General features: G+C 69.8%; 14 protein-coding genes and 1 riboswitch. Of the genes, 5 read left to right on the plus strand and 9 right to left on the minus strand.

Features of this window, described 5'->3' with window-relative positions; genetic code table 11:
* Window positions 1-22 precede the first annotated feature (22 nt).
* On the minus strand, window positions 23-919 hold the full coding sequence (locus tag ACWEOO_RS06070; RefSeq protein ID WP_452142031.1) for a helix-turn-helix domain-containing protein: 897 nt from the start codon (window positions 917-919) through the stop codon (window positions 23-25).
* Between the two features lie 65 nt (window positions 920-984).
* Here ACWEOO_RS06070 and ACWEOO_RS06075 point away from each other — a divergent pair, with 65 nt between their 5' ends.
* On the plus strand, window positions 985-1,839 hold the full coding sequence (locus tag ACWEOO_RS06075; RefSeq protein ID WP_452142032.1) for a phytanoyl-CoA dioxygenase family protein: 855 nt from the start codon (window positions 985-987) through the stop codon (window positions 1,837-1,839).
* Here the strand turns inward: ACWEOO_RS06075 and ACWEOO_RS06080 are convergent.
* The 7 genes from ACWEOO_RS06080 to dop all read right to left on the minus strand — a co-directional run bounded on the left by ACWEOO_RS06080 (window position 1,836) and on the right by dop (window position 7,395).
* Window positions 1,836-2,687, minus strand: coding sequence for a bifunctional 5,10-methylenetetrahydrofolate dehydrogenase/5,10-methenyltetrahydrofolate cyclohydrolase (locus tag ACWEOO_RS06080; protein WP_452142033.1), 852 nt, complete (start codon window positions 2,685-2,687; stop codon window positions 1,836-1,838). The genes ACWEOO_RS06075 and ACWEOO_RS06080 overlap by 4 nt on opposite strands.
* Before the next feature lie 20 nt (window positions 2,688-2,707).
* Window positions 2,708-2,792: riboswitch (ZMP/ZTP riboswitch) on the minus strand.
* A gap of 15 nt (window positions 2,793-2,807) precedes the next feature.
* A complete protein-coding gene (locus tag ACWEOO_RS06085) occupies window positions 2,808-3,227 on the minus strand; it encodes a nitroreductase family deazaflavin-dependent oxidoreductase (protein ID WP_452142034.1) in 420 nt (139 codons plus the stop codon).
* Window positions 3,228-3,246: 19 nt separating this feature from the next.
* Complete coding sequence (locus ACWEOO_RS06090; RefSeq protein WP_452142035.1) at window positions 3,247-3,843, minus strand: NUDIX hydrolase; 597 nt, start codon at window positions 3,841-3,843, stop codon at window positions 3,247-3,249.
* 35 nt (window positions 3,844-3,878) lie between these two features.
* On the minus strand, window positions 3,879-4,721 hold the full coding sequence (gene prcA / locus ACWEOO_RS06095; RefSeq protein WP_452142036.1) for a proteasome subunit alpha: 843 nt from the start codon (window positions 4,719-4,721) through the stop codon (window positions 3,879-3,881).
* Between the two features lie 37 nt (window positions 4,722-4,758).
* The gene (gene prcB / locus ACWEOO_RS06100) at window positions 4,759-5,601 is read right to left on the minus strand and encodes a proteasome subunit beta (protein WP_359924981.1); all 843 of its coding nucleotides are present in this window, start codon (window positions 5,599-5,601) and stop codon (window positions 4,759-4,761) included.
* Window positions 5,602-5,609: 8 nt separating this feature from the next.
* Window positions 5,610-5,819: a ubiquitin-like protein Pup gene (locus ACWEOO_RS06105; RefSeq protein WP_130448384.1), complete on the minus strand. Its 210-nt coding sequence runs from the start codon at window positions 5,817-5,819 to the stop codon at window positions 5,610-5,612.
* 55 nt (window positions 5,820-5,874) lie between these two features.
* The gene (gene dop, locus ACWEOO_RS06110) at window positions 5,875-7,395 is read right to left on the minus strand and encodes a depupylase/deamidase Dop (protein ID WP_355692465.1); all 1,521 of its coding nucleotides are present in this window, start codon (window positions 7,393-7,395) and stop codon (window positions 5,875-5,877) included.
* Between the two features lie 74 nt (window positions 7,396-7,469).
* Between dop and ACWEOO_RS06115 the strand changes: the two genes are divergently transcribed.
* From ACWEOO_RS06115 to ACWEOO_RS06130, 4 genes are all read left to right on the plus strand, one after another.
* Window positions 7,470-7,964, plus strand: coding sequence for an NUDIX hydrolase (locus ACWEOO_RS06115; protein ID WP_359924978.1), 495 nt, complete (start codon window positions 7,470-7,472; stop codon window positions 7,962-7,964).
* The gene (locus ACWEOO_RS06120) at window positions 7,961-8,701 is read left to right on the plus strand and encodes a phosphotransferase (protein ID WP_452142037.1); all 741 of its coding nucleotides are present in this window, start codon (window positions 7,961-7,963) and stop codon (window positions 8,699-8,701) included. The genes ACWEOO_RS06115 and ACWEOO_RS06120 overlap by 4 nt, the downstream gene beginning before the upstream one ends.
* Window positions 8,702-8,773: 72 nt before the next feature.
* Entirely contained in the window at window positions 8,774-9,376 is a 603-nt protein-coding gene (locus tag ACWEOO_RS06125; protein WP_452142038.1) for an RNA polymerase sigma factor, read from the plus strand.
* Complete coding sequence (locus ACWEOO_RS06130) at window positions 9,373-10,251, plus strand: hypothetical protein (RefSeq protein WP_452142039.1); 879 nt, start codon at window positions 9,373-9,375, stop codon at window positions 10,249-10,251. The genes ACWEOO_RS06125 and ACWEOO_RS06130 overlap by 4 nt, the downstream gene beginning before the upstream one ends.
* On the opposite strand, the gene ACWEOO_RS06135 is transcribed toward ACWEOO_RS06130, so the two are convergent.
* The gene (locus tag ACWEOO_RS06135) at window positions 10,248-10,610 is read right to left on the minus strand and encodes a hypothetical protein (protein WP_359924968.1); all 363 of its coding nucleotides are present in this window, start codon (window positions 10,608-10,610) and stop codon (window positions 10,248-10,250) included. The genes ACWEOO_RS06130 and ACWEOO_RS06135 overlap by 4 nt on opposite strands.
* Window positions 10,611-10,825: the final 215 nt, after the last annotated feature.

The raw sequence follows: 10,825 nt of genomic DNA on the forward strand, positions 1-10,825 counted from the left end.
GTCTCGGATCGTGCACGCCGGGTCAGCCGTTCCGGGCGGCGTCGAGGAGCCGGCGGGCCATCGGCAGCAGTCCGGCCGCGCGCACCGGCGCCAGTGGATCGGACAGCTGCCGGCGGCGACGGAACGTTCCCGGCGGGTCGCCGTACGCCAGCGAGAACCGGCGCGAGAAGTGGTACGGATTGCTGTAGCCGCAGTCGGCCGCGATCTCCGCGATCGTGGCGTTGGTGCGCAGCAGCGCGGTCGCGGCCCGGGCCAGCCGGATCAGATCCAGCGCGTACGCCGGTCCGCACCCGTACTCCTGCCGGAACAGCCGGTGCAGATGCCCCGCGGACAGATTCGCCGCGCCTGCCAGCTCCGCGACGCCGACGATCCGGGGACCACCCGTGGCCCACACGGTCGCCACGTGATCGACCAGGCGCCGGACGGCGTCAGGCAGGTCGGCATGTGGCGGGCCGGCCGGAGCGCTGACGAAGACCTCGAGCATCGTCGCGACCAGCCGGTCGCTGTGGCCCCGGGCCGGCGTCGGAACGTCCAGCAAGTAGCTGCACAGCTCCGCGAGCAGACCCGGATCGGACATCGACCGCACCCAGGGCCAATCAGCCGGATCGCCGAGGTCGCCGAAGTCCTCGATCTGGAAGTGCACGTACGCATGCCGCGATCCGCGATCACAGTCCCAGCTATAGGCGTCCCGATTCCCGCGCTTGGCGAGTGCGAGCGATCCGGGCCGGAGCTCGCGCTCGACCGTCGCCTGCCGGACACCCGCGTCGTCGTACACCTCGGTCCGCCAGAGCGCGGAACCGTGGAGGATCCAGAGCAGTTCGAAGTTCGGCAGGCGGCGCGGCCCGTACGTCGCTCCGGGAGCGTAGTCCGCGATCTGGATCGGCGAGTTCACGCTGATCACCGGCGATCGCAAGATCATGAACAGATAGTAGAGCGCTCGTCTGCGACATTGGCCGGCTCCGCGTGCTCCGCGACAGTGGCTGAATGCACTTCACCGAGATCACCGACGAACTGGTCGAGTCCTACCGGCGAGACGGCTTCATCGTCCTCGATCAGGCCCTCCCACCTGAACAGGTCGCCGCACTGAACACCGCGGCCGAGCAGCTGTGCCGCGGCGACCTCGGCACCGTCGAGGGCGCTCCGACAATGGAATCCACCGACGACGTCCTGCGACAGTTCCTCTGCATCCACCACCCGCACAAGGCGTCCGACGTCGCGCTCGCCGCCCTGCACGCGCCGCGCGTCGTCGAGACGTTGACCGCGGTCATCGGGCCCAACGTCAAGGCGATGCAGTCCATGCTGTTCATCAAGGCCGAGGGCAGGCCGGGCCAGGCATGGCACCAGGACGAGTTCTTCATCCCGACCAGAGACCGCTCGCTGACCGCGGCCTGGATCGCACTCGACGACGCCACCGTGGAGAACGGCTGCCTGTGGGTCTTGCCGGGCTCGCACCGCCGTGGGGTCATCTATCCCGATCGGGAGCAGGACGATCTCCGCTTCGACTGCACGGTGGAGGCATTCGACTTCCCGTACTCCGACGACGACGCCGTACCGGTCGAGGTGCCGGCCGGCTCGGCGGTGATCTTCAACGGATACCTCTTGCACCGATCACTGCCGAACACCGGCCGGCGCGGACTCCGCCGCGCGCTCGCCAACCACTACATGAGCGCCGAGTCGCTGCTCCCCTGGCACTCCGCGCCGGACGGCGTTCACGTCGCCAAGCACGACTACCGCGACATCGTCATGGTCGCCGGGACCGATCCGTACGCCTACAAAGGCATCGACGACGTCGCCCGGCCGCACTCACGCCCGGACAAGGACGGCGGCTGCGACCGCTAACGCAGCTGGGCCTCGGCGGCGTCGACGGTTTGCTCCAGGAGGAGGGCGATCGTCATCGGCCCGACGCCGCCCGGGACCGGCGTGATCAGCCGGGCGACCTCGGCCGCTTCCGCGAAGTGCACGTCACCGACGTTGCCCTCGTTGTATCCGGCGTCGACCACCACGGCGCCGGGCTTCAGCCAGTCGCCGCGGACGAAGTTCGCCTTGCCGACGGCGGCGATCACGACGTCCGCGGTCCGGACCAGCTCCGGCAGGTCGCGCGTCCGGGAGTGCGCGTACGTGACGGTCGCATTCGATGCCAGCAGCAACATGCCGGCCGGCTTGCCGAGGATCGGGCTGCGGCCGATCACCACCGCGTGCGCCCCTTCGAGCGGCACGTCGTACGCCGCGAGCAGTCGCATGATCCCGCCGGGCGTCGCGGACCGGAACCTCGGGTCCTTGGTGTCATTGAACGCCATCGCCGCGAACGAGCGCATGGTCACGCCGTCGACGTCCTTCGCCGGGTCGATCGCCTCGAACGCGGCCCGCTCGTCGATCTGCGCCGGCACCGGGTGCTGCAGCAGGATCCCGTGCACCGCCGGGTCGCCGGACAGCTTGGTGATCTCCGCGACGAGTTCGGCGGTGGTCGTCGTGGCCGGCAGTACGACGCTGCGCGACGCGATCCCGGCCTTCTTCGAGCGGTTCTGCTTCATCCGCACGTACGTCGCCGAGGCTGGGTCGTCACCCACCAGAACAGTCGCCAGGCACGGCTGGACGCCGTACTGCTCCTGCAGGGCGCGGGCGCGCTCGGCAGCCTTGGCGACCATCTCGGCCGCGAGATCGGTCCCGATCATGAGATCAGCGGTCATCTGGAGCACTCCTGTGTCGCAGAAGGTGCCCAGGCGCGCGGCGAAGCCGGATGGCAGACCGTTCCCCGGTGGTCGTCCACCTCAGCGCCAGTCGCGGTCCGCCGCCAGGATACCGGCCCCTTACGCGCGCTTCAGCGCGAGGACGGGGATGGTCCGGACACCGGCGGTCCGGCGTTCGTAATCGGCGAAGCCCGGGTAGCGGCGCGCCTGCTCGGCGTAGATGCGGTCGCGCTCGGCGCCGGTCACGTCGGTGACCGTGACGTCGTGCTTCTCGGTGCCGATCTCGACGGTGCCCTTACCGGCGGCGACGAGGTTGCGGTACCACTCCGGGTCGGTGGGCGCGCCGCCCTTGCTGGCGAAGACGTAGATCACGTCCGGGTCGGTCTCGTCGGCGAGATACATCGTCGGAGCGACGTACTCCTGCCCGCTCTTGCGGCCGTAGTGGTGCAGCAACACCATCGGTGCACCCTCGAACTGGCCTCCGACCTTGCCTTCGTTCGCCCGGAACTCCTCGATGACGTTCGCGTTCCAGTCGCTCATATCGATCCTCCGCAGTGTGTCAAAGCAATCCTGCGTGGTCCAACGCCAGATAGGCCGCGTCGATTCCGGTCATCGCACCGGGAGTGCGCAGCTCGGCGCGGAACGCGTCGACGGTCAGCTCGACCGGGACACAGTCCTCGGTCTCGTCCAGCTGCTGCTTCCCGTCCGGGCGGCAGCCGCGCGCGATCCCGACGTACTTGCGGTACGTCGAGGACGCCGACGACCACTGCCAGCCGACGATGTCGAGCGACTCACAGAGGTAGCCGGTCTCCTCCTCGAGCTCCCGGGCGCCGGCGAGCGCGGGCTCTTCGCCTGGCTCGACATAGCCGCCCGGCAGGTTGGTGACGACCCGGTCCGGACCGGCCCGGAACATCCGCACCGTCACGATCCGGCCCTCGGGGGTCAACGGCAGCACCGTCACGCCGGACGTGATCCCGGCCGCGGACTTCGGGCCGAACACGTCCCAGTCGACCTCGCGGCCGTCCGGCATCCGGTAGCGGCGCAGGTTCACCGTCAGGAACCGGTGGAAGCCGGGCTCCTCCCCCAGCAGCTCCCACGGCTCCGGATCCCCGACCCGAGCGACATCCAACTGGCCCGAGAACTGCTCAGCCGCCACCTCCTCGGTAGCGGCTGAGCTCTCGTGCCGGTCCGTCACAGCGGACGGTCGGTGTCGGGATCCTCCGGCGGCGCGACCGGCGCGTCGTCCTCGGACGGGGCCACCGGAGCCTCGTCCGCCGGCGACTCGCCCGATGCCTCGGACTCCTCCTCGGCCGGCTCCGTGGGGGCCTCGGCCGGGCGGGACTCGCTCAGGATGCCGGCGAGCGTCTCCTCGGACATCCGCTTGAACTTGCGCACCTGCGACCGGGTCCGGTCCAGGACCGCGACCTCGAGCTGGTCCGGCGTCAGCTCCCGGACCTCGGTGCCGTCGTGGCCGAGCGCGTCCACAGCGAGCCGGAGCGCGCCGGCCAGCGAGATGCCCTCGCTGTAGTGCTCGCCGATGTAGTCCGCGACCTGCTCGGCCGGGCCGCCCATCACGGCGTACCCCCGGACGTCGGCGATCGAGCCGTCGTAGGTCAGCCGGTAGATCTGGTCCTCGGCCGGGCTCGCGCCGATCTCGGCGACCAGGATCTCGACCTCGAGCGGCTTCTCACCGCCGGAGGAGAAGATCGCGCCGAGGGTCTGCGCGTAGGCGTTGGCCAGCGCCCGGCCGGTGACGTCGCGGCGGTCGTAGGAGTACCCGCGCATGTCGGCGAGCCGGACGCCGGCGATCCGTAGGTTCTCGAACTCGTTGTACCGCCCGACGGCGGCGAACGCCATCCGGTCGTAGATCTCCGCGACCTTGTGCAGTGCGGGCGAGCGGTTCTCCGCGACGAACAGGATGCCGTCGGCATATTGCAGCGCGATCGCGCTGCGGCCCTTGGCGATGCCTTTGCGGGCGAAGTCCGCCCGGTCCCGCATCAGCTGCTCGGGCGAGACGTAGAAGGGAACGCTCATCGAAGGTGTCGTCCTCGTCAGTCGATCGAGATCTTGGTCAGGTCAGGGACGCCGAGGCCGGGCCGTCGGGACGCTGGTGCCGCTGGCTCCAGGCCGCGTCGACGAGCGTCGCGACCTCGTCCTCCGGCAGCCGCCGGTACCCGTCCGCGGTGACCACGCCGACCACCGGGAAGATCCGCCGGAGCATGTCCGGGCCGCCGGTCGCGGAGTCGTCGTCGGCCGCGTCGATCAGCGACTGGATCGCCACCGTCGCGCAGTCGGTCTCGGACAGGTCCTCGCGGTACAGCTTCTTCAGCGCGCCGCGGGCGAACAGCGAGCCCGAGCCGACGCTGTAGAAGTGGGTCTCCTCGTACCGACCGCCGGTCGGGTCGTAGGAGAAGATCCGGCCGCCCTTGATGTCCTCGTCGTAGCCCGCGAACAGCGGCACCACGGTGAGGCCCTGCATGGCCATCGGCAGATTGCCGCGGATCAGCGCGCTCAGCCGGTTGGCCTTGCCGTCGAGGCTGAGCGTGGCGCCCTCGAGCTTCTCGTAGTGCTCCAGCTCGACCTGGAACAACCGGACCATCTCGATCCCGAAGCCGGCCGAGCCGGCGAACGCGACCGCCGAGTACTCGTCGGCGGGGAAGACCTTCTCGATGTCACGCTGGGCGATGATGTTGCCCATCGTGGCCCGCCGGTCGCCGGCCATGATCACGCCACCGGGGAAGGTGGCCGCCACGATCGTCGTGCCGTGCGGGACTTCGCTGGACAGGTCACCCTGGCCCAGGGACCGTCGTCCGGGCAACAGGTCGGGCGCGTGCCCGGCCAGGAAGTCCATGAACGACGAGCCGCCTGGGGTCAGGAAGGCTTCCGGCAGCCGGCCGGAGGCATCAGATGTCATCGAGCGGTTCACTCCCCACCCTTTTGCACGAAACCGCGGACGAACTCCTCGGCGTTCTCCTCGAGCACCTCGTCGATCTCGTCCAGGATCGAGTCGACGTCCTCGTCGAGTCGCTCTTTGCGCTCCTGGACGTCCTCCGACGCCTCGACCTGCTCGACCTCTTCCTCGGTCGACGAACGCTTCGGCTGCTTGTGCTGCTGACCGCCGTCCTTCGCCATGGCACACCTCCTAGAACCGCTGGGAGGGCCGCCCAACCGACCCTCAAGAGCGACCCTACCCGGCGGCACCCCCAGTAATGGTGCGAACCAGGTCACTTGCGGTGTCGCATTGGTCAAGAAGTGCCCCGACATGCGCTTTCGTGCCCCGCAGCGGGTCCAGCGTCGGGATCCGCTGCAGCGACTCCTTGCCCGGCAGATCGAAGATCACCGAGTCCCAGGAGGCGGCCGCGACCTGCGGCGCGTACTGCTGCATGCAGCGGCCGCGGAAGTATGCCCGGGTGTCGGTCGGCGGGTGCGCGACAGCCATCCGGATCTCCTCGTCGGTGACGAGCCGCTGCATCCGCCCGGACTTCACCAACTTGTAATACAGGCCCTTGTCCGGGCGGAGGTCGGCGTACTGCAGGTCGACGAGGTGCAGCTTCGGGTCGTCCCACTCCAGGCCGTCCCGGTCCCGGTACGACTGGAGCAGTTTGTACTTCGCGACCCAGTCGAGCTGGTCGGACAGCTTCATCGGGTCGGTCGCGAGCTGGTCGAGCACCTGCTCCCAGCGGTGCAGCACGTCCTTGGTCTGCCGGTCCGCGTCGTCGCCGTACTTGTCCTCGACGTACTTGCGGGCCTGCTCCAGGTATTCCGTCTGGAGCTGCACCGCGGTGAGCTTGCGGCCGTCCTTCATCGTCAGCAGGTGTGTGCAGGTCGGGTCGTGGCTGACCTCGTGCAGCGCGGTCACCGGGCGGTCGACGCCCAGGTCGTCGGTCAGCCAGCCGTCCTCGATCATCGCCAGCACCAGCGACGTCGTGCCGACCTTGAGGTACGTCGAGATCTCGGACAGGTTCGCGTCGCCGATGATGACGTGCAGCCGGCGGTAACGGTCCGGATTCGCGTGCGGCTCGTCGCGGGTGTTGATGATCGGCCGCTTCAGCGTCGTCTCCAGGCCGACCTCGACCTCGAAGTAGTCCGCCCGCTGGCTGATCTGAAACCCGTGCGCGGCGCCGTCCTGGCCGATCCCGACCCGCCCGGCGCCGGTGACCACCTGACGGCTCACGAAGAACGGCGTCAGGTGCCGCACGATCGACGCGAACGGCGTCGAGCGGCGCATCAGGTAGTTCTCGTGCGAGCCGTATGACGCGCCTTTGTTGTCGGTGTTGTTCTTGTAGAGGTTCAGCTGCGGCGCTCCGGGGATCAGGCGCGCCTGCCGCGCGCCCTCCATGATCACCAACTCCCCCGCCTTGTCCCACACCACCGCGTCGCGCGGGTTCGTGGTCTCGGGTGCGGAGTACTCCGGGTGGGCGTGGTCGACGTACAACCGGGCGCCGTTGGTGAGGATCACGTTCGCCAGGCCGGTCTCTTCGTCGGTGAGCTGGCTGGAGTCGGCCACCTCCCGGCTCAGGTCGAAGCCGCGCGCGTCCCGCAGCGGGTGCTCCTCGTCGAAGTCCCACCGGGTCTTGCGCGCGAGCGGCTGCGTCTGGGCGTAGCCGTTCACCACCTGGCTCGAGGTCAGCATCGGGTTGGCCCCGGGCTGACCCGGGACCGAGATCCCGAACTCGGTCTCGGTTCCCATGATCCGCCGAACACTCATGGAGTTGAGCCTACGCGGTACCGGCGACGAAATGGGGTTGCTGTGTCCACAGGGTTACCTGTGAGACTGCGCCCATGGACGAATTGGTGGCGATTCTCGACGACGACAACCACGTCACCGGATCGGCGCCCCGATCGGTCATGCGCCGCGACAACCTGCGACACTCCGCGACCGGCGTCGTCGTCCGGAATCCGGCCGGCGACATCTACGTACACCGGCGGACCACCACGAAGGACGTCTACCCGGGCCGGTACGACTTCGCCGCGGGTGGTGTCGTCGCGGCGGGTGAGGACCCGTTCCACGCCGTCGTCCGGGAGCTGGAGGAGGAGCTCGGGATCTCCGGCGTCGAGCTGACCCGGCTTCCGGAGGGCGATTACGCGGACGAGAACACGCGGTACCACGCGTACCTGTACACGTGTGTCTGGGACGGCCCGGTGCGGCACCAGCCGGAAGAGGTCGAGTGGGGCGACTGGATGTCCCCCGCGGAGCTGGTGGCGAAGTTCGACGAGTGGCCGTTCATGCCGGACACCGTCGGGCTGCTCGGTTCCTACGTCCGGGACCTGGTGTGACGATCATCGAGGGCTGGGACAGCCACGCCTGGATCGACGGCCCGTGGATCCACCGGTCCCCGCGCCGCCCGGAGGTGCGGCCCCGGTTGCTCGCCGAAGTCAGCCTCCTCCCCTGGCTCGCCCCTCAGCTGCCGCTGCCGGTGCCTGTCCCCGAGCGGACCGCGGACGGCGTACGTCACCTCCTGCTGCCCGGCTCGCCGCTCACAGGCGGCGACGAGGCACTCGGGCGCGAGCTGGGGGCATTCCTGAAGGCGTTGCACGCTCTTGACCCGGCAGAAGCCGTCGCGTACGGCGCTGTGGACGCCGAGACCGCGTCGGCGGCGAAGGCTGTCGAGCTGCGCGAGTTCCGGACGCAGATCGTGCCGTTGCTGCCGACAGAGGCCCGGGCCGCCGCCCACGAGCTGCTCGATCGCGTCGCCGCCGTCCGCAACTGCTTGATCCACTGCGACTTCGGGCCGGACCACATCCTGATCACCGACGGCAGGGTCACCGGCATCATCGACTGGACGGACGCGGTCATCGGCGACCCCGCGCTGGACCTGTGCTGGGTCCTCAACGGCGCCCCGAAGGCTGTCGCCGCCGGCGCGGCCGAGGTCTATCGACCAGGCCCTGAGCTGGTCGAACGCGCCGGGGACTGGGCCCGGCTGTCGCCGTGGTACGGCGTCCACCGCGGACTGCGCCTGAACCTGCCCGACGACGTGGCGAACGGCCTGCGCGGCATCGTCTCGCTGCTGTGATGCAACCATTTGGCCGGCGACCGGTCACTAGCCGGTGTGAAGATCACCCTGACTGACGATACGGAGCCGTCCATGGCCACCGGCCCCGGAGGCCTCGATCCAGGACCGGACGAGGAGCTGTGGCAGCGTCTGCGCGTCGGCGACCACTTCGCGCTCGGCGAACTGTTCGACCGGTACGCGGACGAGGTCCGTGCCTTCGCGTTCCGGCGGACCGCCTCCTGGAGCGCCGCCGACGACGTGGTCCAGGCGACGTTCCTGAACACCTGGCGACGCTTCCAGCGCAACCCACCAGGACCGCTCACCGCGCCGACCGCCCGCGGCTGGTTGCTCCGAGTGGCCGGACACGAGTGCAACTCCCTGTTCCGTACGGCGAACCGGCTGCGCAAGCTCGTCGATCGCCTGCCCGAGCCGCCTCCTGACGACGACCACGCCGCCGACGTCGTGCGCCGCCTCGACGACGAGCGCCGGATGTCCGTGATCCGTCGCGCCGTGGCCAAACTCCCCCGGCACGAACGCGAGACCCTCGAGCTCGTCGTCTGGTCCGGACTCACCACCGCCGAGGCCGCGGACGCGCTCGGCGTACCGGTCGGAACCGTCAAGGCCCGGCTCCACCGCACCCGTCGTCGCTTCCCCGACCTGCTGACCCGGGTCGACCTCACCGAGGAGCTGTCATGAACACCGATCTCGAACCGCCGCGCGTTCCGCCGCTGACCGCCGCCGAGCACGCCCGCCTGCGCAACCAGTTGATGGACAAGACGCAGCCCGCCATGCGTCGCCCGGCCCGGCATTGGGCCGCTCCCATGGTCGCCGTCGGAGCGGTCGCGGCCGTCGTCGCCGGCACGCTGGTCGTCACCAACGGTTCACCCGACGACGCCGGCGTGGCCGGCACGTCGACTCCGCAGGCCTCAGCCGGGGCGAAGGTCGGTGTCGATCTCGGCGCGGTGCCGCAGCGCGACCTGGCCAAGGTCGTCACCGAATGCCAGTTCCCGGGAGAGGGCGGTCCCGCCCAGATCATCTGGAGCCGCCACGTCCGCGGCATCACCAGGGACAGCACCGCGCTGGTGGCAGTGGCGCTGAACACGAAGAAGGCTCCGACCCCGAAGACCACTGTGACCCGCGGCGGTCGCAAGCCGGGAACGGGAGGCGCGCCCTCCGACGCCAAGCTCGGGTACCGGTACTGCCTGACACGCACACCGGCGAGCGCGAAGCTCGGATCGGTCGGATCGGTCGGACGGGTCCCCGACAAGAACTGGCAGACTCAGCCAACGGACCAGCGCGCTCTGGTGACCCTCGGCAGTGAGGACGCCAACTTGACGTACGCACGCACGACCTTGCAGGCGTGGGCCGTCTACCGGGCGCTGCCGAGCGTCGCCACGGTCGAAGTCCGCTACGTGCTGGACGGACGGCGCGGCCCGTGGACCAAGGGCGTCGTCGAAGGCGGCTTCGCCTACACGGAGGTCCAAGCCAACGGGAAGTTCACGGTCGGCCAGCGCCTCAAGACCGAGGTCCGCGCCTTCGACGCCCGGGGCCAGCAGATCCCGGTCGGCTAGCGGCGGCGCGCCATCGTCCGGGCGAAGTTGATCCCGAGCAGGCCCAGCCAGCCGATCACGACCCCGAACGGGCCGATCATGCCGGCCATGATCGCGGTGATCGGGATCGCGGCCACCACGGACACGATCGCGAGCGCCAGGCCGCCCGGGTCCGGCTCCCGGCTCGGACGGCCCGGTCGCGCCGGCTCCGGCAAGCCGGGCTGGGCGTACGGCCCGTAGGACCCCGCACGGCGCTGGACGTCACGCTGGTCGAGCTTCTCGAGGAAGCTGTCGATGATCTCGGCCTCGTACTCCGGGCCCAGCTCCTGCCGCGCCGCGACCGCGGCCCGCAGGTCCTTCCGCACCTCATCCGTCGCCATACGAGCAAATTAGCCCCGCCCACCACCCCCACCAATCAGGGAAACCCCCCGATCCCACCGGGTGTTAGACCTACCCCGCGCCCGACACAGCTCCGCCGGCCGTTCGCCGAGTCGTGGCAATCGGCTGGGCCGAACGACCACGATCCACGACTCCCTGTTCGGGATCAGCTTGATGCCGAACAGCAGCACGATCAGGGCGACCGGGCCGGGCATCA

This window comes from Kribbella sp. NPDC004138, from assembly GCF_053603655.1.